Consider the following 20766-nt stretch of genomic DNA (forward strand, 5'->3'; position numbering starts at 1 on the left):
GCAGGCGTATGCTATTCTTCCTTGAGCGCCGCCACGATCCGCTCCGCCAGGGCAGAGCCGATGCCGAGCGGCTTGAATTCCTCGGGAGATGCTTCGCGGATCTTCTTGAGGGAGCCGAAATGCTTCAGCAGCTGCTTGCGGCGCTTCTCCCCGATGCCGGGAATGGAGTCCAGCGTCGATTGGACCATGGACTTGCCCCGCTGCTCGCGGTGGAACGTGATCGCGAAGCGATGGACCTCGTCCTGGATGCGCTGCAGCAGATAGAATTCCTGGCTGTCGCGCGGCAGCATGACCGGCTCCGGCGGATCGCCGACCATAAGCTGCGCCGTCTTGTGCTTGGCATCCTTCACGAGTCCGCATACCGGAACCTGCAGGCCGAGCTCGTTCTCGAGAATGTCGATCGCCGCGCTGATCTGCCCTTTGCCGCCGTCCACCACGATGAGATCGGGAAGCTCCAGCCCTTCCTTGAGAACCCTCTCGTACCGCCGGCGGATGACCTCCCGCATCGTCTCGTAATCATCCGGCCCTTGGACGGTCCTGACCTTGTACTTGCGATACTCCTTCTTGTCGGGCTTGCCGTCGATGAAAACGACCATGGCCGATACCGGGTTGGTTCCCTGGATGTTGGAGTTGTCGAACGCCTCGATGCGCCGGATCGTCGTCAAGCCGATGGATGCGGCCAAGCCCGAAGCGGCTTTGACGCTGCGCTCCTCATCGCGCTCGATCAGCTTGAATTTCTCGTCGAGCGTCACCTTGGCGTTGCCTTCCGCCATGCCGACGACCTCGCGCTTGCGCCCGCGCTGCGGGATATGGACCTTGACCTTGAGCCAGCTCTGGAGCGAGGAGCGGATCTCCTCCGCATGGGATCCGGCCGCAGGCTCGCCGCCGTCGTCCGCTGCCGGCACCGATGCCTCCACGCTTCCTGCGACTTCCGGCACCGATGTCTCCGCTTCTCCTGCGCCGCTCTGCCGCCCGCGGCCAGCCGCTTCCCCGGCGGCACCTTCTTCCGCAGCCGCTCCGGCATGGAGCTCGCCCGGCGGCACCGGCAAGAGGATTTCCTTCGGCAGAGCCGGATTGTCGCTGTAGTATTGGGTGACGAACGTCATGAAGTCGTCATAAGCCTCGCCGTAATAAGGGAAGGACGTCGTATGGCGCTCGATCAGCTTGCCGCTGCGCATATACAGGATCTGCACGCACATCCACCCCTTGTCGGTGGCATAACCGAACACGTCGCGGTCGAGCGCGTCGGCGAGCGTGATCTTCTGCTTCTCCATGACGGCATCGATCGCCGTGATCTGATCGCGGTATTCCTTGGCGCGCTCGAACTCCATCGACTCCGCGGCCTCCAGCATTTTGCGCTGCAGCTCCGCCTTGACCTCGTCCTGGCCGCCATTCAGGAAGCGGGCGATCTCCTGCACCATGGAATCGTACGTCTCCTGCTCGACCGTGAATTCGCAGGGCGCGAGGCACTGGCCGAGATGATAGTACAAGCACACTTTGTCGGGCAGCGTGTTGCATTTGCGAAGCGGATACAAGCGGTCCAGCAGCTTCTTGGTCTGCTGCGCCGCGTAGGCGTTCGGATACGGGCCGAAATATTTGCCCTTGTCCTTCACGATCCGCCGGGTAACCTCCAGCTTCGGATGCTTCTCATTCGTAATCTTGATATAAGGAAAGGATTTGTCATCCTTCAGAAGCACGTTGTAGCGGGGATGATACTGCTTGATCAGGTTGCACTCCAGAATGAGCGCTTCCATGTTGCTTGCCGTCACGATATATTCGAAGTCCCGGATTTCCGAGACGAGACGCTGCGTCTTGCCGTTATGGGTTCCGTTGAAATAGGAACGGACACGATTTTTCAGCACTTTGGCCTTGCCGACATAGATGATGGTGCCTTCGCCGTTCTTCATCAGATAACAGCCCGGCTGGTCGGGAAGGAGCGCTAGCTTCCCCTTGATGGGATCCATGGACAATCCACCTTTCGCGGCTCGGCCCCGCTGGCCTTTTGCCGTATTCTCTATTGTAGCACAGGGAGCCGGCGCCCGTAAGCCGCTGCCGGACACCGCTTTCGGCAGCGGTTCCAAAAGCCAAATTTCACCTTTACATAACTCCGCCAGGTTGGGTATACTATTACAAGCTGATGCGATAACGTCTTGTCCGGATACATAACGGCCTCCGGGCCGGGACGGCGGTACCTGAGTCTTGAAGCGAGGAGGGCGAACAATGGAGAGCGTCAATGTAAGAGATCCGCGCGAGCATCTGAACGAGGAACCGCGTGACGACCTGATGGATCTTATGGTCGGATTCGGCGGCATGCTTGGCTTTATGACCGTTGCCTATATTATCATGGTGGTTGTCAAATACATCATTTCCTAGGCATCCGTTCCACCCCCACATCCAATCCAACCCTCCGGCCCCGGCTAGGAGGGTATTCATTTTTATCGGCCTATTTACACTTTGCAGCAGAATATGGTACTTTATTTCTATCTTTTTAGAATTATCGAAGAAAGGCGGGGATGACATGGTCGAGGACAACGAGGGAGTCAAGCAAGCGGTCAAAGTCTACAAGGCGCTCGGAGAACCGACCCGCATAAAAATCGCCATGCTGCTTATGGAGGAAAGGACGCTCTGCTGCTCCGACATCAGCGCCAAGCTCGAATCCGTCGCCGGCTCCACTCTCTCGCATCATCTCAAGCAGCTCACGGAAAGCGGCCTGCTGCAGCTGCGGAAGGACGGAACCTACATCTATTACAGCGTCAACAAGGAAGTCGCCCGCAAGTATGCTCCTTATTTGCTGGAGTAGTTTTTCGCGGCTATTATTTCGATATTTATAGAAATAATTCGGTTCAGCTTCTATTTCGGCTGGTCCGGCAAGCCATTTGTCCGATCGCATAGACCGCTCGCATCGTATTCATCGTTTTTTTCGGCTTATATTTCGATAATTATAGAAATAATAAGCTCTATTCTTTTAGGCCCGGGAAAAACAGCTTCATTATTGCGGCTGCCTACCCTGCCGAGATGGCTTTCCGTTCCGGCTAACCTCTTGCCGGGCCACTTTCAGCCCAGCTTTCGTTCTTCAGAGCGGAAGTGCTCTTCGGTTCAACTCGTTTAGCAGAGCTTTTGCGTTTATTATTTCGATATATTTAGAAATATAAAAGAAAATCAAGGAGCTGGAGAGAATGTCAACGAGTTGGAAGTGGAAAATATACATGCTTGCCGTCGTAAGCTTCCTGGTCGGCACTTCGGAATACATCATCGCCGGGATTCTGGATCAAGTGGCGGACGACATCGGTGTGTCGCTTGCCGCAGCCGGCCAGCTGATCACGGTCTACTCCCTGGCTTATGCATTCGGCACCCCGTTCCTGCTCGCCGCGGCGGCCAAGGCGGACCGCAAAAAGCTCATGATTTATTCCCTCGCCATATTCGCCGCCGGCAACTTCGCCGCGCTTGCCTTCACCGGATACGGAGCGCTGATCGGCTCCCGCATCATTCTGGCGCTGAGCAGCGGCGTCTTCATCGTCACCGCTCTGACCGTCGCCTCCAAGCTCGCTCCGTCCGACAAGCAGGGCAGCGCCATCGCGACGCTCGTCATGGGCTTCAGCACCGCGCTGATCATCGGGGTGCCCTTGGGCAGGCTTGCCGCTTCCGCGTATGACTGGCATCTGGTGTTCGGCGCGATCGGCCTGCTTGGCCTGCTCGCCATCCTCCTCATCCTCTACGCGATTCCCCGGACGGAGGGGGAGCGCCCCATTCCGCTGCGGGATCAGGCCAGACTGCTCGCCGACCCGAAAATCGCCGTCGGCCTGCTCATTACGTTTTTCTGGATCGGCGGTTATTCCATCACCTATACCTACATCTCCCCCTTCCTCCTCGATATAACGGGACTGAACGAAAGATGGGTGAGCATCGGGTTGTTCGCGCTCGGCATCGCCAGCTTGATCGGCTCCAAGCTCGGAGGCTTCGGCACGGACCGATGGGGCTTCTCCCGCACGCTGGTCGGAGGCATGATCCTCCACTCGATCTTCCTCCTGCTCATCTCCCTGTTCGCCCATTCGGCGGCTCTCATCTTGCCCCTCCTCATGCTGTGGTCGTTGTCCGCCTGGTCGTCGGGACCGACCCAGCAGTACCACCTCATCACGCTCGCACCCGGAGCCACGAGCATGATGCTGAGCCTCAACAGCTCTGTGCTCCAGCTCGCCATGGCTGCAGGAGCGGGCATCGGCGGCTTGATCGTCGAGCGTTCCTCTCTGGCCGCCACCAGCTGGATCGGCGCCGGAGCCGTCGCGGTTGCGGCGCTGATCGCGGCCGCATCGTTCGGCTTCCTCAGCCCGGCGGCCTCTAGGCGCAAGAAGGCAGCCATGCTGGCTGCAGGCGCCGGCATGAAGGATCTCGGATGGGATGACGCCGACTGATCCGCATCGATCGCCTGGCTTGCCGCGCAAGACTCCGAGCGCAAAGCCGGCCGGTGAACCAAAAAGGACGGGATAGGGGCAGCCCCTATCCCGTCCTTTTCACAGGTTCCCTATTGGTCTTGCCTCGGATTCACCCCTGAGCCGCGGCGGCACCCTGCTGCCGAAGGGCGGCGGCATCGAACCGCTTGCGCTCCGTACGGTCGATCTGCACGATGCGGCCGTCATGCACCGTAATGACCACCGCTCCGTACTCCAGCCCGTTGACCTGGTCGGCGATGCGCTCCAGCCAGGCTTCATCCAATTCCACAGGTTTCGCCATCCGTTATCCCTCCACGGTTTCTTTATTCCGCTGCGCGGTTTTCCATTCCACGAGACTTTTCGCGCCAAGCGTCACCAGCGCCAGCATCATCAGCAGCGAAGCCACGGCAAAGGATGCCGAGAACTGATACTCGTTGTATAGTATTTCCACATGCAGAGGCAGGGTGTTCGTTTCCCCGCGGATATGTCCGGATACGACCGATACGGCGCCGAACTCTCCCATGGCCCTCGCGTTGCAGAGCACGATGCCGTACAGAAGGCCCCATTTGATGTTGGGAAGCGTAACGTTCCAGAAGATGCGGAATCCCTTCGCCCCAAGCGTGGCGGCCGCTTCCTCCTCCTGCGTGCCCTGGGCCTGCATGAGGGGGATCAGCTCTCTGGCCACAAAAGGAAAGGTCACGAACATCGTCGCGAGCACGATGCCTGGAGTCGCAAATACGATTTGCAGATTATGCTCATCCAGCCATGGGCCGAGATAACCTTGGGCGCCGAAGAGCAGCAGGAAGATGAAGCCCGCGATGACGGGCGACACCGAGAACGGCAGGTCGATCAGCGTCACGAGCAGGTTTTTGCCGCGGAAGCTGAACTTGGTTACGAGCCAGGCGGCCGCAACGCCGAAGACCGCGTTCAAGGGCACCGCGATGACGGCTACGAGCAGCGTCAGCTTGAGGGCAGCCACGGCGTCGGGATCAGTCAGGGCGCTGATATACACATCCCAGCCCCGCTTCATGCCTTCGATGAAGACGGTGAGAAGCGGCAGCAGGACGATCAGCGCGAGGAAGACGAAGGCGATGCCGATGAGCAGCCATTTGACGGCTCTCGGCTCGCTTACGGGCTTCGCCCGGACAACGGCCTTGGCGGACGATCGGGAAGTTACGGTACCGGCCACAGGGCATTCCTCCTATCGCGACAGCGCGCGCCTGCCGGCCCGCCACTGGATGTAATTGATGACGAGCAGCATGGCGAACGAGATGACGAGCAGCACGAGCGCGATCGCCGTTGCCTGCTCCAGCTCGAACGACTCCAGCTTCGTCATGATCAGCAGCGGAGTGATCTCCGTGCGCATCGGCATGTTGCCGGAGATGAAGACGACGGAGCCGTATTCGCCGATGCCCCGGGCGAACGCAAGCGCGAAGCCGGTCAGGAGCGCCGGCGTCAGCTCCGGCAGCACGATGCGCAGGATCGTGCGCCATCTTCCGGCTCCCAGCATGACGGCGGCCTCTTCGACCTCGGCGTCGAGATCCTCCAGTACGGGCTGGACGGTGCGGACGATGAACGGCAAGCCGATGAAGATCAAGGCGATCGTGATGCCCAGAGGCGTGAAGGCCACCTTGATTCCAAGCGGCTCCAGCCATTTGCCGACCCAGCCGTTAGGCGCGTAGATGGCCGTCAGGGCGATGCCGGCGACTGCGGTCGGAAGCGCGAACGGCAGGTCGACGAGGCTGTCCAGGAACTTCCGGCCCGGAAACGAGTAGCGTACCAGCACCCATGCGACGATGAAGCCGAACACGACGTTGATGACCGCCGCCGCCAGCGAAGTCAGCAGGCTGATGCGGTAGGAAGCCATGACGCGGGGAGCGGTCACCGTCGACCAGAATTCCCCCCAGCTGAGCTCCGCCGTCTTGAGCAGGACGCAAGACAGCGGAATCAGCACGATGATGCACAGGTAAAAGACGGTGATGCCCATCGACAATCCGAATCCGGGTAAAATGCTCCGAGTGCGGGAACCTTTCATGTGAAGTCAGCTCCTGTATCGTCCAGAACCTTTTACTTGGATCCCGGCGTGTAGATTTCGTCAAACGTTCCGCCGTCGGCGAAATGCTTCTTCTGCGCTTCGGCCCAGCCGCCGAAGTCCTTGTCGATCTGGAGCAGGTCAAGCTCCTTGAATTTGTCCTTGTACTGCTCCGCGATCGTCTTGTTGATCGGACGGTAGAAATTGTCGGCGGCGATCTTCTGGCCTTCGTCGCTGTACAGATACTTCAGATATTCCTCGGCGACCTCGCGGGTGCCCTTCTGGTCCACGACCTTGTCGACGACGGCTACCGGAGGCTCCGCAAGCACGCTGAGCGAAGGATAGACGATTTCGAACTTGTCCCCCAGCTCCTTCTGGGACAGGAAGGCCTCGTTCTCCCATGCGAGCAGGACGTCGCCGATGCCGCGCTCCGTGAACGTCGTCGTCGCGCCGCGCGCGCCGGAGTCGAGCACCGGAACGTTCTTGAACAGCTGCTTCATGAAATCCTTCGTCTTGGCTTCGTCGCCGCCGTCCTGCTTGGAGGCGTAGCCCCATGCCGCCAAATAGTTCCAGCGCGCGCCGCCGGATGTTTTCGGATTCGGCGTAATGACCTCCACGCCCGGCTTCACGAGATCGTTCCAGTCCTTGATGCCCTTCGGATTGCCCTTGCGGACGAGGAAGACGATCGTGGACGTGTATGGAGCGCTGTTGTCCTCGTACTTCGAGCTCCAATCCTTGTTGATCAGCCCTTTGTCGGCAATGGCGTCGATATCGTAGCCGAGAGCCAAGGTGACGACGTCGGCCTTGAGGCCGCCGATGACGGAGAGCGACTGCTTGCCGGAGCCGCCATGCGACTGCTTCACCGTGACTTCCTGGCCTGTCTTGTCTTTCCAGTATTTCGCGAACGCCGCATTGTACGCCACATAGAGCTCGCGGGTAGGATCGTAGGATACGTTGAGCAGCTCGACAGGCCCTTTGGGCTCTGCCTTGGCGCCGCCGTCGTTGGCTGCGGCGTTGGCCGCGCCGCCGGTATTGCCGGACGCCGCATTTCCATTCTTGCTGTTGTTGCCGGAGCCGCAGGCGGTAAGGGTGAAGGCGAGAGAAGCCGAGAGCAACAGGACAGGCAGCGTGCGAAGCTTTTTCTTTGTCATGGACGAGCACCCCTTCATGGAAGATAAGTCCGCCTGTTCCGGTCGTCCGGTAACAAGTGAGATAATTCCTAGTTGTTTAGTTGGTTTATGGATCAAATAATACCAGCCTATTCCCATTGGTGTCAACGGATTTTTCAACAACCCTTATGGCGTCCATAACTGCCGCTGATACCCTTCCGATCGGGTCCGCATGCGGAAAAGGACAGCTGAGATCAGCTCTCTGCTGTCCTTGCCTTTACCGCATCCGTTTCGTTCGCGATTCCGACGAGTATACCCCGCCCGTCCAGCTCTCCCTCGTTGGCTGGCTCAACTCCGCTGCACAAGCTCTGCCCTGCTTCCTTACCTCAAGTATTTCCCCGTGATCGACTGCTCCGCCTGGACGATCTGCGCCGGAGTGCCCTCGAACACGACCTGGCCGCCCTTGCTGCCGCCGTCCGGTCCCATATCGATGATCCAATCCGCTTGGCTGATCACTTCGAGGTTGTGCTCGATGACGATGACGGTATTGCCGGCATCCACGAGACGGTTCATGATCTCCAGTAGATGTCCGATATCGGACATATGAAGCCCGGTCGTCGGCTCGTCCATCACGTAGATGCTGCCCTGCTTGTGCAGCTCGCTTGCGAGCTTGATGCGCTGGCATTCTCCGCCCGAGAGCGTGCTGAGCGGCTGGCCGAGCGTAACATAGTTCAGCCCTACATCGCTCATCGCCTGGAGCTTGCGAACAACTTCCTTCAGCTTAAAGAAATCCAGCGCTTGCTCCACCGTCATCTCCAGAACCTCTGCGATCGACTTGCCGTTCAGCTTGTAGGTCAGCACCTCTTCCTTGAACCTTCCGCCTCCGCAGACTTCGCAGGGCAGCTTCACGCCGTCGAGGTAGCCGAGGTCGGTGTACACGACTCCGAGCCCTTGGCAGTTCTCGCAGGCTCCCTTGGAGTTGAAGCTGAACAGGCTTGGGCTCACCTTGTTCGCGGTAGCGAACGCCTTGCGCACATCGTCCATGATGCCTGTATAGGTCGCGGGATTCGAGCGCGTCGACACCCCTATCGCCGATTGGTCGATGACGATCGCATCCGGGTGCTGGCCGAGGAACACCTCGTTGATCAGCGTGCTCTTGCCCGAGCCGGCGACACCCGCAACGACGGTCAGCACCCCGGTTGGAATATCCACGCTCACGTTCCGCAGATTGTGCAGCGCGGCTTCCTTGATAGGGAGCTTGCCGGACGGCTGCCTGCATTCGCGCTTCAGCTGGAGCGGCCGCTTCATATGGGTGCCGGTCAGCGTGCCGGACTCCAGCAGCTTCTGGAAGCTTCCTTCGTACACGATGGAGCCGCCGCGGCTGCCGGCGTGAGGACCGACGTCGACAATATGATCCGCGACCTTGATCACATCGGGATCATGCTCGACGACAAGCACGGTGTTGCCCTTGTCGCGAAGCTTCTGGAGCAGCCCGTTCAGCCGGTGCACGTCACGGGGATGCAAGCCGACGCTGGGCTCGTCGAAGATGTAGGTGACATCCACCAGGCTGCCGCTCAGATGCTTCACCATCTTGACGCGCTGCGACTCGCCGCCGGACAACGTATCGGTCTCCCGGTCCAGCGTCAAATAGTCGAGCCCGATATCGGCCAGATGCTGCAGCCGGTCCGACAGCGATTTGATTACCGGCGCGGCGGCAGGATCGTCGATCTCCCGGATGACGGCGATGAGACGGCCGACCTCTATGGAAGACAGCTCCGCGATGTTGTACCCGTTGATCCTGCAGTTGAGCGCGGCTTGGCTGAGCCTCGCGCCGTGGCAGCTGGAGCAGGCGCCCTCGGTGATGTAAGGCGCGACAGCCTGCTGGGTGCGCTCCGACTTCGTCTTCACATCCTGCTTGATGTATTTGTTCGTGAACTTCTCGATGACGCCTTCCACCGTAATGTTCGTCGCCTTGCCCGCGAAATCCATCTTCACTTTCCTGGCTTTGCCGTACAGCAGCTGCTCCAGGTCCTCATCCGAATAATCGCTCAGCTTCTTGTCGGTGTCGAAGGGCCACGACTGGACGACCATGTTCCAATCCCAGCTGTTCACCGCATAGCCGGGCAGCATGATGGCCCCTTCATTCAGCGACTTCGACTTGTCCAGCGCCTTGCTCAGGTCGACGCACAGGCTGCGGCCGAGCCCGCTGCACTCGGGACACATGCCTTGCGGATCGTTGAAGGAGAACATGTTCGCTTTTCCAACATAGGGCTGTCCCACTCGGGAGAAGAGAAGACGGAGAATGGGAGAGATATCGGTAATCGTGCCCATCGTGGAATGGGAGCCGCCGCCGAGCCGCTTCTGATCCACGATGACGGCCATGCTGAGGTTCTCGATCGCATCTGCGTCCGGCTGCGGAAACCGCGGCAGGAAGTTGCGGACGAACATGCTGAAGTTCTCATTCAGCAGACGCTGGGATTCTGCGGCGATGGTATCGAAAACGATCGAGGACTTGCCGGATCCGGACACCCCCGTGAAGATCGTGATCTTCCGCTTGGGAATGCGCAAGGATACGCCCTTGAGATTGTTCTCCCTCGCACCCGAAATGACGATGTGCTCCTGATTCGATCCGCTCATGGTTGACACCCTCCCAAATGGTTCTTTTCTTTCCTTCCGGCGTTACCAGACGAATTCATGCGTACATGACAAGAAACGGCAGGAGCTTGTCCGATGAACCGAAGCAGACATAAACCGGCCGCAGGTTGCATGCAGCCGGTTTATGCCCGGTCCGGGTTGAGCAGGTTTCGCTGCCGAACCCGATCATACAGCCTTCAGGACCGATAAGCTCTCGCCGTTTGAAATGAGACTGCTTATGGCGCCAATACCTTCTCGAGCTCTCCGCACCATTTGCTCCAGCCGTATTTAGCGCCTTCGAGTCCTTGGGCATTTGTGAATCCGACTTGCTCGAGATGCAGATTGACCTTTCCGTCCCCTAGATCCTGCAGTGTCCACGTAACCGTGTGCTTCTCTCCGCCGCTTGCCCAAGTATAGGACAGTATGCCGGGTTCGTCCACGACAAGCACTTCGCCCTCGATGATTCCATCCCACCATTCGGACGGCTGGGTGCGGAACTGGAACCGATGTCCTACGACGGGCTTGAAATCATTTTCCATCGGCTGGCCGTTGTGGATATCGACGACCCACTTGGCAAGCTTGCTGGAATCGGTTATGGCGGACCAAAGCTTCTCGATCGACGCCGTATACTGAAAATCCAAGGATAACGTTAGGCTCATTCTTCTTCCTCCTCTAATAGTCGGCTCAGGCGCGACATATTCGAACTCCAGAACTTGCTGTAGAAAGCGACCCAGTCTTGAATCTCTCGCAGCGGAGCGGCATTCAGCCTGAACCGCGTCTCTCTGCCGACTTTGCGGTCGCGCACGAGTCCAGCTTCCTTGAGAATGCCCAAATGCTTGGATACGGCTGTGCGGCCCATCTCGAACGGAGCCGTCAATTCATGAAGCGGCATCTCCTCCGCCTCTGCCAGCAGAGAGATCAGCCTGCGCCTGGTCGGGTCCGCAATCGCATCATATACATCCCGCAGCGGGCTGTTCTCGCTCACAACACCCTCTCCTACGCATTCAATTGAACCGATAACCGGACACCTTTTGGTGGCCTTTCGATCATACGACACCATTAGGTGTCTGTCAAACGATCCGCTTCCACAAAAAAAGTCCCGATGCGAGACGGATGTCTCGATCGGGACACTGCGGCCTGAGAGTGGTCAGGCTTCCGCTCCGGGAGCGGCGCCGCGGGAGCCGCGCTTGTTCGTTCCCTTGACCATGATGACTTCCACGAACGGGCGGATCCGGTCCATGATCCGGCGGCCCTTGTGGTATTCCTCCCCGTCCTTGCTCGTGAAGCTGAAATGCTGCTCCAAATCGTCAAGGGCGTGGTTCGAGGTATAGAAGGTCGGCTTGCGCTCCATTCGGTAGTTCAGGATCGAGCCCATGACATGGTCCCGAACCCACGGGCTCAAGTTCTCGGCGCCGATATCGTCGAAGATCAGAATATCGGCTTCCTTCATGAGATCGATCGTCTCCTTGAGACGTCCCGGCTCGCCGAACATGGCCTTGAGATCCTCGACGAAATCCGGCATGTAGACAATGACGCCCGAGTAGCCGAGCTTCGCCAGCTCTCCCATCATATAGCCCATCAGGAACGTCTTGCCCGTTCCGAACTGGCCGGTCAAGTACAGGCCGTCCGTCTGCAGGCCCTGCTCTTTGGTCCGGTCGATATATTGAAGAATTTGCTTGACCGCCGGCAGGCGGGCCGAGTCCTTCCTCGCGATGTCTTCGAAGGAATACGCTTTGGCGAGCACCTTGTCGCTGACATAGAAGCTGCGGATGCGGCTGCGGATCAGCTCCTCGTTGCGGCGGGCAATGAACTTGCGGCAGGCTGTCTTCCGGTCGATCAGTCGGGTTTCGCCGCTGGAGCCGTCGGCGGACAGCAGCGTATAATGGCCCTGGAAGTCGTTGGGACACTCATCCAGACCCGGGCAGGCCGAGCAGTTGCGATGCTCCTTGACGTATTGGTAGACGAGGTTGGAATTGCGCCTCACCACGCCTTCGTCGATGTCGGGATGCTGTTCCCTCAGCTTGCGGACGCCGGGATCGTCAAGCAGCTCCTGCAGCTGCTTTTGGGCCCGGGCGCGGATCTGGGCTCCTCCCGGCATCGTTTTGAGCAAATCCTTCAGGGATTCCATGTCGGTCTCCTCCTTTCTCTCTCATGCTTGCCGCTTATCGTAAAAGCCCGATGGGCTCCATAGCCTACTTGCCGTCCAGCTTGCGCGCAAGCTGCAAAATCTCTTCCAGCTCCTCCGGCGATACCTCCGGAGCGGAGGCGGCGTCATCCCCCGCGACCGGCAGCACCGGCTTGCGCGAGACCCCGGTCCGGCGGTATCCGCCTCTGCCTCCGGCAGCCGGGGCGCTCCGCGGCTGGGAAGCAGCCTGTCCCCTGCCCGGGGCGCCGGCCTGCTGGGCTTCGCGGGAGCGCTCCACTTCGATCTGCTCCCTCACATAGCCGACCGCCTTCTCGAATTCGTCCACCTGCTGCACGAGCATGTTGGAAGCGACCGCTTCGATGAACGTTTTCGTGACGCGCGAGGATCCCTTCATCCCGAAGACATAATGGACGAGCACGTTGATGACCGGTCCCGGCAGCTTGTAGTGAAGGTCGATCCTCTCGAATTGCCGCTCGATCCAGTCCGGCACGGCGCCGGGGAAAAACCTGCGCAGGAAGCGGGTGTGCGGCTCGTTGCGCATCAGCATGTTGTACTGCTGGATGTCGCATCGCCCGGACAGCTGGGACGGAACCGGCAAATAATGCTCCGCGAGCACGCCGTGCTCCGGCTGCTCGGCTTCCGTCTCCTCCTGCATCCGCGAGGTCTGGCGCGCCCGGTCGCTCTCGCGCTTGCGGTCCTGCCGGTACATCTGGGCGGCCTTGAGCTGCAGGTCGTCGAGCTGCAGCTCGCCGCGTCCGTCGAATACATCCTCTTCGTCCAGCAGCCTGCTGAGGTCGGCAGCCCCGAGACCGTATTTGTAGGCGACGTAATTCAACTGGGCCATCCGGTCCTGGTCTCCCCGCAGCCTCTCCACATAAGGGCGGTTCGCCGATCCCCGCGGAAACCGGTAGATGAGGTCGCCGTACTGGATTCCGGCGCTCGGCTGCTCCGGCTGGACCGGAGCCTTGCGGACCGGCGACGTTTCCTCGAGAGCCTGCTCCAGCTCCAGATCGACGGCGGCGTTCAGTCGGAACAGCTCGTAGAACGGCATCGAGATGTTCTCCTTGACCAGCTCATGCTGGGCGAGCTCGTCCGGCTCCCGCTGGAACAGCGACTCCTGAAGGCTCACGACGCCGTACTTGCCGACCTTGTCCCGCAGCAGCATGCTCAGATGCTGGTTCTGGAAAAACTCGGACGGCGACAGCGGCGCGGTCAGCTCGTATTCGTACATGACGTCTTCCTGGCCCGGCAGGAACAGCCGGCAGGTCGTCAGCAAGCCGAGCGCCTCCAGGACGGAGGCGCATGCGGCCAGCTCCCGGCGGCCGGCGTCGTTCATGTCGAGGCCGAGACCGAGGAACAGCTTGCGCTGGCTGTCGAGAGAGGAATACCCGCTGTATCCCTCCGCGACCTGATAATAAAGGAACTGATAGAGGGAAGCGGCGGCCGCTCCCGTCATCGGCTGGTATATAAGCGTCAGCATCCGCTGGTCGAGCGGACTCAGCGAGAAGCTCCGGTACACACAGAACCGGTGATGTTCGGTGAATTGCAGCCGGCTGTCTATGCGCATCGTTTCTTCCACTCCTTCTTCTTCGTCCTACTAGTGTATCATAGAATCGAGCCTATCCGACACCATTCGAGAAGCTTGATCCCGCCTTCTTGCCCGACCATTTTATGGCGCCGCCCTCCCGGCTCGTCCCGTGAGGAGCCAAGACGGGATCGCCTTGGGCGGGAGAGAAAAAAAAGACATGGCAGCGCCCGCAGCCTATGGATCGAGCAGGCCGCGAAAGCGCCGCATGTCGGCCGCTTTCCTTTTTTTGAAATCCCGGCAAAACGCCTAGAACATCTTGAAGCCGCCGATGCGGAGCTTGCGGATGGCATACCCGCTTACGTAGGCTCCGACAAGGGCGCCGATGACCGGCATCCAATCGATGAACGTGAACTCTCCTATATTATCGGCCACCGAGACGCTGTGGTCCCAGGTGGACCATATGTAGATCGGCACCAGTACGATCAGGAACAGATAAATCGGAAACCAGGTCGTCTTCATGAGCATGTTCAGGATGAATCCGATTCCAAACATCATCACAAAAAAGAGCACCGTCGCAATTATGATTTGAAGCATGCCGCCTATCATCCTTCCGTTCTCGCATACCAAACGCGGTTCCTTCTAAGTTTATGCCAAGCCTGCCCGCAAGTCAATTTGCAGCTTCCCGCTCCGGTTGCTCTGCCTGAGGCGATTCGATACAATGGGAGACATGGCAGGAGGGGTGCAGGCATGCCCCTTCATTAGGAAGGAGAAACAACGGAAATGAGTGACGCAGCACAAACGCTGGAGGGCTGGTACGTTCTCCATGATTTCCGCACGATCGACTGGCAGGCCTGGAAAGCGGCAGGCGCCGGAGACCGCGCTTCCGCGCTGGACTCCATCCAATCCATGCTGGCCGAATGGACGCGCGACGAGCAGGACCGCAAGGGCAGCACGGCGTTCTATTCCGTCGTCGGCCAGAAAGCCGACTTCGTCATCATGCATCTTCGCGAGACGCTCGAAGAGCTGAACGAGCTGGAGACGAGCTTCAACAAGAGTCCGCTCGGCGACTATGCGAAGCCCGCCTACTCCTACGTCAGCATCGTGGAGCTCAGCAACTACATGAGCAAGCCGGGCGAGGATCCGATGCAGAACCCGGACATCATGGCCCGCCTCAAGCCGACGCTTCCGAAAGCCCGCCACATCTGCTTCTATCCGATGAACAAGCGCCGCGACGGCGGCGACAACTGGTATATGCTCGGCATGGACGAGCGGCGCGCGATGATGCGCAGCCACGGCATGATCGGCCGCCAGTACGCCGGCAAGGTCAAGCAGATCATCAGCGGCTCCGTCGGCTTCGACAACTGGGAATGGGGCGTGACGCTGTTCGCGGAGGACGCCCTCCAATTCAAGAAGCTCGTCTACGAGATGCGGTTCGACGAGGTGAGCGCTCGCTACGGCGACTTCGGCGAGTTCTTCATCGGCAATCTGCTCGACGGCGCCAAGCTGGAGCGGCTGCTGTCCGTTTGATGCCCTGACCGGGATCTTCCCGTTCAAGGCAAGCCCTGCGCACCGGCGCAGGGCGGCATAAAACAAAGCCGCAGGCTGAAGGGTTCCCCATCAGCCTGCGGCTTTTTCTATTCAATCGTCTTCGTCATCCTCAAGACCGGCCTCGGCGGCCAGCCTCTTGGCATTCAGATATTCCTCGGTGTCCCGGTCGCGCTGCCGGCCCTTCTCCTTGAGCCGCTCGATGCCCGGCTCGATCAGCCGGTCCACTTCCTTCTGGACGGCGTAGGCCAAGTCGTGGCGGTTCTGGGACTCCAGGTAGGAGCCCACTTCCATCAGCGCGTTGTACCGGTCGAGCTCGTCTCTCGTCAGCAGGCCGCGCACCTGCACGCTGCAGTGGCGCATTAGAAGAACTTTCCTTTGCGCAGGACGAGCGGGATGCCTCCGATGATGAACAGGTAGCGCAGGTCGATCATCTTCTTCAGCCAGGCGGCCTTGCGGCCTTGGTATTTCTTGCCGAAGGCGACGCCGATGCCCTCGCCCTTGCCGAGCGAGGCGACCGTGCCCTTGTTGCTGAAGGCGAATGTCTTCAGCGGCTGGCTGCGGATCGCCGCGACCAGGTTATGGGCGCAGGTGACGCCCTGCTGCATGGCGATCTGAGCGGTCGGCGGATACGGACGGCCCTCTTCGTTGAACATCAGGGAGTTGTCCCCGATGATGTAGATGTTCTCCTGGTTCGGAGCCCGCAGGTAGTCGTCGACCTTGACGCGGCCGCGCATCGTCTCGAAGCCGGCCTCGTCGATCAGCCGGTTGCCGCGGATGCCCCCGGTCCAGATGACGGTCTTGGAGCGGATCTCCTCGCCGTCGCCGACGATGACGCCGTCGGGCGAGCATTCCTTGATCGCGGTCCCGATGCGGAAGATGACGCCTTTCTTGGCCAGCACGTCCATGCCGTACTTCACCAGCTCCGGATCGAAGCCCGGCAGCGCGGACGGCGCCGCCTCGATGTTGTAGAGCTTCACGAGCGAGCGGTCCACGTCGAACGCGCGGCATAGCTGCGGGATGCGGTCGGCCAGCTCGCCGACGAACTCGATGCCGGTGAAGCCCGCTCCCCCGACGACGAACGTCAGGTAATCGGTGCGGTGCGGCTCCCGCTTGTATCTCGCGAACTGGTATTCAATATGCTCGCGGATGAGGCGGACCGAGTTGATGCTGCGGATGTTCATCGCATGCTCGGCGAGGCCCGGGATGCCGAACGTTTCCGGCTCTCCTCCGAGTCCGACGACCAGGTAGTCGTAGGACAGCGTACCGTCCTCCAGAATGACCTTCTTGTCCTGCGTCCGGATCTGCACGACCGTGGACTTCACGAAGTCGATCTTGAATTCATCGATCAGCTTGGAGATATTGACGCGGGCATTCTCGGGATTGTCCGTTCCCGCTGCCGGCATATGCAAATGGGTCGTAATGTAATGGTAGTCGTGCTTGTTGACGAGCGTGACGTCCGCTTCGTTGTAGTTCAGCTGCTTCTGGAGCTTCAGCGCGGTCAGAATGCCTCCGTAGCCTGCTCCCAGTATGACGATCTTCGGTATATTGCTCATATGGCGTTCCCTTCCAATCCATCTCTTGACATCCTGCTATCTAATGATCTAAAGATACTCCTGCCATGATATCAAAATAAGGATTGGCACATCAAGGTCATTTCCTACGAAAATAATTAGAAGAACGTACAATTGCGCCGTTTCCATTGGACGCCCGGGCAGGCGTATAATGGTCCTGTAGCCCATGTTCTGGAGGTGCGGAAATGACAGGATTGGAATCCAATGCGGAACCGGTCGACATCGCCATTATCGGAGGCGGGCCGGCGGGCATGTTCGCCGCCTTTTACGGCGGCATGCGCCAGGCATCCGTCAAGATCATCGAAAGCATGCCGCAGTTGGGCGGCCAGCTCGCCGCCCTGTATCCCGAGAAGTACATCTACGATGTAGCCGGCTTTCCCAAAGTGACCGCTCAGGAGCTCGTCGATTCGCTGCGGAGGCAGCTGGATCATTTCGCGCCGGAAGTGTGCCTCGAGGAGAAGGTGGCCTCTCTCGTCAAACACGAGGAGCGGCTGTTCGAGATCCGTACCGACAAAGCCGTCCATTGGGCCCGCGCCGTCATCGTCACGGCAGGCGTCGGCGCCTTCGAGCCCCGCAGGCTCGAGCTGCCGGAGGCGGCGCTGTACGAGAAGAAAAACCTGCATTACTTCGTCAGCGATCTGCATCAGTTCAAGGGCCAGAAGGTGCTGATCAGCGGAGGCGGCGATTCCGCCGTCGACTGGGCGCTCATGCTCGAGCCGATCGCCGAGAGCGTCACCCTGATCCACAGAAGGGACAAATTCCGCGCACACGAACACAGCGTAGCCAAGCTGCAGGCATCCACCGTCCGCGTGCTTGTCCCGACCGAGATCGCCAAGCTGGAGGGCGAGGTCTACATCGAGCGGGTCACGCTGCGCAATGTGAAGACCGGCGAGGAGACCGTGCTGGATGCGGATACGGTCATCGTCAACTTCGGCTTCGTATCGTCACTCGGCCCGATCGCCGAGTGGGGCCTCGATATCGAGGGAAGCAGCATCGTCGTCGACACCCGGATGGAGACGAGCGTGCCCGGCATCTTCGCTGCCGGCGACATCACGACCTATCCGGGCAAGCTGAAGCTGATCGCCGTCGGTTTCGGCGAGGCGCCGACGGCCGTCAACAACGCCAAAGTCTATATCGATCCTTCCGCCAAGCTCTCGCCTGGACATAGCAGCAATCTCAAGCTGTAACGCCGCCATAACTTAGCATATCCCAACCTTATCATCCTCAAATCAGACCCGTTGGAACCGAAAAAATAAGGGTATCCTACCTCGACATGCGCCATGCTTCCGATGGAGCGGCAGCAAATGATGTCTTGGGAGGGTACCCTATTTTATGTTGTGTCCCGTATGCAATGGAATCCGGCTTCTCGATGCGGCATGCCCGCTCTGCGCGGGACCGGCCGAAGACTGCGGTCCCGCGGCGGATTATGCAGGCCCGTATTCGCCGTACTCGCCGGTGCAGACCGAAGATCTGTCCAGCGGATTGGAACAGGCTTGTTATCATATGGTGTATTGTCCCGCCTGCTCCAGCAGCTGCGGAGTCAGCGTCCGCATTGAGCTGTGATCGTCCATCCAAGATTGCCGTCCGGATGGCCGTGGAACAAAAAGCGCGGCCAAGAAGTCATCAAGCGCCTAAACGTATGGATTCGGGACTCAGTTGTCTGCGCTTCAGCTCACCCTTCAAAAGCTTGATGAAATCGTAATCCAGGTTGAACTGGACCGCGCTGAAGTAAGTCTCGATCAGCAGCTCATCAGACAACAACTCCATATTTCAGCCTCCTTTCGGATTGAATTTCTATTTCTTCCCAATCTTAGCATGGGCTGTTTTCAAGGAACAAGCGTTCCGTTATCCACATGGAACGGTGTACAAGATGTGCACAAATTGTGGGTATTTGGAAAATCCTGAGGAAACTCTTCGTGCTTACTGTGGACAGAGTTATACACAACCTGAGGGGGAGGAATTTCGATAAAAAAGTTTGATGAATACCCAATTTCCGATAAAGGATTTGCAGGCTCCATCCAGGTTGAGCGGAAGATGAGGGGGGTAATGATAAGGCTCGAATGCAGGCTTATTTAGGACGGGTATTGACCTCGAAAATCCATATCTTCCCGCTTCGATCAAGTCCGTAATCAAAGCCGAGCTGGCCGATGCCGGGAAAGCGGGCTTCCAGCGCAGCCGCTGAAATTCGGGTCAGGCTGCGCATTTCCTGCTTCTTGCTCTTCACCAGCTTCGTGGACAGCGAGCGGCTGATCCCTTGGGCCGCCGTCAGCTGGCTGCCGCCCCGGCACAGGTTCGTGACGAACAAGCCCGGCCTGGCGACGCGGCCGACCATCGAGCGGAATTCCCAGCGGCTTCCGTTCTTCACGTATTTGACCCGATAGTCGATCGGCCTTCCTCCTACAGTCGCCAGATGGATGCCTTTCTGGATCATGTAGGCGCGCCCTTTCTGCAGCGGCTTGACAGCCCTGTGGAGGGATTGGACCGACGCGGCCGAGCGGATCTTCGAGCTGTGCGCATAGCTGTATCCGCTTCCGCTGCGCTCGATCTTGATGACTCCGATTCCCCCGGTTCCGCGAACCGGCTTGATGACGACCATCCCGTGCTGCTCCAGCATGCTCTTCAGATTGGCTTCCGTATAAGGCCGGGTCGGGGGAATATGGGGAGCGATGGACGGATGGGACAGCAGCGCGGCGGTTTTGGCCATCTTGCTCGACAGCATGCGTCCGCCGCCCTTCCCCGCATGAAGCGGCAGCGACAGCACCTTCTGCACATAGGCCAGCTCATCCTCGGCCTCCGCCGCCTCGGGGAACGCATCTCCTTGAACGGGAGCGTCCTGGGCGCCCGCAACGGCAGCCGCAGGCGAATCATCCGCCGGGAAGGCCGAATCTACTGCGAATTCTTCCATTTGGATCGGTTCTCCTTTCCTCTTTCTCTTCTATTCTATGCTTTCAGGCGTTCGCACTCTTGGATGATTGTCCGAGGCTTATGGCCTCTATTGCTCGCTGCGGCCTTCCAGGCAGACGCCGGGGAAGGACAAGAGCCTCAGGCGGACCCGACCTGGACTTAAGTCCGGGATCGGATTTCCCTCCGGCAGGAGGACAGCCGGCCCCAGCCTTGGTATAGTGGAAAAAAACAGGCTGCTCCGATCCTCATCCGCGTTCAGCAGGCGCTCGACAGCCGAAAGGGTGGAATCATGACTCGCCAAGCAAAAGCCGTCCTCGGGGCGGCGCTCATCCTCCTCGGGGTCTATATGATGCTGCAGCAAGGCCGCAGCGTCGGTCCCGGTTTCATCTTCGGCCATTTCTGGCCAAGCCTGTTCGTGATCCCGCTCGGCATCTTCTTCCACTGGATGTACTTCTCCTTGCTCGGACGCCGCGCACCGGGACTCCTCATTCCCGGCGGGATTCTGCTGGCGGCCGGCCTCGTCTGCCAGTTCGCCATGCTGCTGGACAACTGGGGCTCGATCTGGCCCGGCTTCATCCTGGCCGTTCCGTTCGGCCTGTGGGAATTCTATTGGTTCGGGAACCGGAACCGCTGGCTGCTTGTCCCGATCAACATCCTGCTCGTGATCGGCCTCCTGTTCAGCGCCGTCTTTTCGATCAGCGCGCTGCTCAGCGGCGTCGCCTCGGTATTCCCGGTCCTTGCCCTGCTGTTCATCATCGGCGGCTCGTTCCTGCTGCTGTCGCGAAGCCGCGCTTAACAATCAGAAAAAAGCGGACCTCCGGATCTATTCCGGGGGTCCGCTTTTTTTGCCGTGAAAACTTGATCCTG

The 20766-nt window shown here is 59.4% G+C and carries 22 protein-coding genes; 7 read left to right on the forward strand and 15 right to left on the reverse strand.

Annotated features, from left to right (window positions below; genetic code table 11):
- Positions 1-11: 11 nt before the first annotated feature.
- Complete coding sequence (gene uvrC, locus CIC07_RS19295) at positions 12-1964, reverse strand: excinuclease ABC subunit UvrC (protein WP_076353781.1); 1953 nt, start codon at positions 1962-1964, stop codon at positions 12-14.
- A 256-nt stretch (positions 1965-2220) separates the two neighbouring features.
- Here uvrC and CIC07_RS19300 point away from each other — a divergent pair, with 256 nt between their 5' ends.
- From CIC07_RS19300 to CIC07_RS19310, 3 genes are all read left to right on the forward strand, one after another.
- Positions 2221-2373 carry a hypothetical protein gene (locus tag CIC07_RS19300; RefSeq protein WP_021878061.1) on the forward strand — a complete coding sequence of 51 codons (153 nt, stop codon included), beginning with the start codon at positions 2221-2223 and terminating at the stop codon, positions 2371-2373.
- A 145-nt stretch (positions 2374-2518) separates the two neighbouring features.
- On the forward strand, positions 2519-2800 hold the full coding sequence (locus CIC07_RS19305; RefSeq protein WP_076353779.1) for an ArsR/SmtB family transcription factor: 282 nt from the start codon (positions 2519-2521) through the stop codon (positions 2798-2800).
- A gap of 376 nt (positions 2801-3176) precedes the next feature.
- Positions 3177-4409 carry an MFS transporter gene (locus tag CIC07_RS19310; protein WP_076353777.1) on the forward strand — a complete coding sequence of 411 codons (1233 nt, stop codon included), beginning with the start codon at positions 3177-3179 and terminating at the stop codon, positions 4407-4409.
- 130 nt (positions 4410-4539) lie between these two features.
- Here CIC07_RS19310 and CIC07_RS19315 read toward each other — a convergent pair whose 3' ends face one another.
- The 10 genes from CIC07_RS19315 to CIC07_RS19360 form a co-directional block, all read right to left on the reverse strand.
- The gene (locus CIC07_RS19315) at positions 4540-4728 is read right to left on the reverse strand and encodes a YezD family protein (RefSeq protein ID WP_021878062.1); all 189 of its coding nucleotides are present in this window, start codon (positions 4726-4728) and stop codon (positions 4540-4542) included.
- Positions 4729-4731: 3 nt separating this feature from the next.
- Positions 4732-5616 carry a sulfate ABC transporter permease subunit CysW gene (gene cysW, locus CIC07_RS19320; protein WP_076353775.1) on the reverse strand — a complete coding sequence of 295 codons (885 nt, stop codon included), beginning with the start codon at positions 5614-5616 and terminating at the stop codon, positions 4732-4734.
- A 12-nt stretch (positions 5617-5628) separates the two neighbouring features.
- Positions 5629-6462 carry a sulfate ABC transporter permease subunit CysT gene (cysT, locus tag CIC07_RS19325; RefSeq protein WP_076353773.1) on the reverse strand — a complete coding sequence of 278 codons (834 nt, stop codon included), beginning with the start codon at positions 6460-6462 and terminating at the stop codon, positions 5629-5631.
- Positions 6463-6494: 32 nt separating this feature from the next.
- On the reverse strand, positions 6495-7610 hold the full coding sequence (locus CIC07_RS19330) for a sulfate ABC transporter substrate-binding protein (RefSeq protein WP_076353771.1): 1116 nt from the start codon (positions 7608-7610) through the stop codon (positions 6495-6497).
- 339 nt (positions 7611-7949) lie between these two features.
- Positions 7950-10205, reverse strand: coding sequence for an ATP-binding cassette domain-containing protein (locus CIC07_RS19335; protein ID WP_076353769.1), 2256 nt, complete (start codon positions 10203-10205; stop codon positions 7950-7952).
- A gap of 233 nt (positions 10206-10438) precedes the next feature.
- On the reverse strand, positions 10439-10861 hold the full coding sequence (locus CIC07_RS19340; RefSeq protein WP_076353767.1) for an SRPBCC family protein: 423 nt from the start codon (positions 10859-10861) through the stop codon (positions 10439-10441).
- A complete protein-coding gene (locus tag CIC07_RS19345; protein WP_076353765.1) occupies positions 10858-11187 on the reverse strand; it encodes an ArsR/SmtB family transcription factor in 330 nt (109 codons plus the stop codon). The genes CIC07_RS19340 and CIC07_RS19345 overlap by 4 nt, the downstream gene beginning before the upstream one ends.
- Positions 11188-11349: 162 nt before the next feature.
- Complete coding sequence (dnaI, locus tag CIC07_RS19350) at positions 11350-12330, reverse strand: primosomal protein DnaI (RefSeq protein ID WP_076353763.1); 981 nt, start codon at positions 12328-12330, stop codon at positions 11350-11352.
- 64 nt (positions 12331-12394) lie between these two features.
- On the reverse strand, positions 12395-13915 hold the full coding sequence (locus CIC07_RS19355) for a replication initiation and membrane attachment family protein (protein ID WP_076353761.1): 1521 nt from the start codon (positions 13913-13915) through the stop codon (positions 12395-12397).
- Between the two features lie 267 nt (positions 13916-14182).
- On the reverse strand, positions 14183-14470 hold the full coding sequence (locus CIC07_RS19360; protein ID WP_083436575.1) for a YuiB family protein: 288 nt from the start codon (positions 14468-14470) through the stop codon (positions 14183-14185).
- Between the two features lie 186 nt (positions 14471-14656).
- On the opposite strand from CIC07_RS19360, the gene hemQ reads away from it, so the two are divergent.
- The gene (gene hemQ, locus CIC07_RS19365) at positions 14657-15403 is read left to right on the forward strand and encodes a hydrogen peroxide-dependent heme synthase (protein WP_076353759.1); all 747 of its coding nucleotides are present in this window, start codon (positions 14657-14659) and stop codon (positions 15401-15403) included.
- 111 nt (positions 15404-15514) lie between these two features.
- Here hemQ and CIC07_RS19370 read toward each other — a convergent pair whose 3' ends face one another.
- Positions 15515-15784, reverse strand: a complete 270-nt coding sequence (locus CIC07_RS19370) for a hypothetical protein (RefSeq protein ID WP_076353757.1) — start codon at positions 15782-15784, stop codon at positions 15515-15517.
- A complete protein-coding gene (locus CIC07_RS19375) occupies positions 15784-16977 on the reverse strand; it encodes an NAD(P)/FAD-dependent oxidoreductase (protein WP_076353755.1) in 1194 nt (397 codons plus the stop codon). The genes CIC07_RS19370 and CIC07_RS19375 overlap by 1 nt, the downstream gene beginning before the upstream one ends.
- A 203-nt stretch (positions 16978-17180) precedes the next feature.
- Here CIC07_RS19375 and CIC07_RS19380 point away from each other — a divergent pair, with 203 nt between their 5' ends.
- Both CIC07_RS19380 and CIC07_RS19385 read left to right on the forward strand, forming a co-directional pair.
- Positions 17181-18182 (forward strand): NAD(P)/FAD-dependent oxidoreductase, encoded by a 1002-nt coding sequence (locus CIC07_RS19380; protein ID WP_076353753.1) that lies wholly within the window; start codon positions 17181-17183, stop codon positions 18180-18182.
- A 145-nt stretch (positions 18183-18327) separates the two neighbouring features.
- A complete protein-coding gene (locus CIC07_RS19385) occupies positions 18328-18558 on the forward strand; it encodes a hypothetical protein (protein WP_076353751.1) in 231 nt (76 codons plus the stop codon).
- Positions 18559-18618: 60 nt separating this feature from the next.
- Here the strand turns inward: CIC07_RS19385 and sda are convergent, their stop codons facing one another.
- Positions 18619-18762, reverse strand: a complete 144-nt coding sequence (sda, locus tag CIC07_RS19390) for a sporulation histidine kinase inhibitor Sda (RefSeq protein WP_076353749.1) — start codon at positions 18760-18762, stop codon at positions 18619-18621.
- 301 nt (positions 18763-19063) lie between these two features.
- The gene (locus CIC07_RS19395; protein WP_076356756.1) at positions 19064-19714 is read right to left on the reverse strand and encodes a YheC/YheD family protein; all 651 of its coding nucleotides are present in this window, start codon (positions 19712-19714) and stop codon (positions 19064-19066) included.
- A gap of 474 nt (positions 19715-20188) precedes the next feature.
- On the opposite strand from CIC07_RS19395, the gene CIC07_RS19400 reads away from it, so the two are divergent.
- Positions 20189-20695, forward strand: coding sequence for a hypothetical protein (locus CIC07_RS19400; protein ID WP_076353745.1), 507 nt, complete (start codon positions 20189-20191; stop codon positions 20693-20695).
- The last annotated feature ends 71 nt before the right edge of the window (positions 20696-20766 follow it).

It is taken from the genome of Paenibacillus sp. RUD330, from assembly GCF_002243345.2.
GTDB lineage: Bacteria > Bacillota > Bacilli > Paenibacillales > Paenibacillaceae > Paenibacillus_O.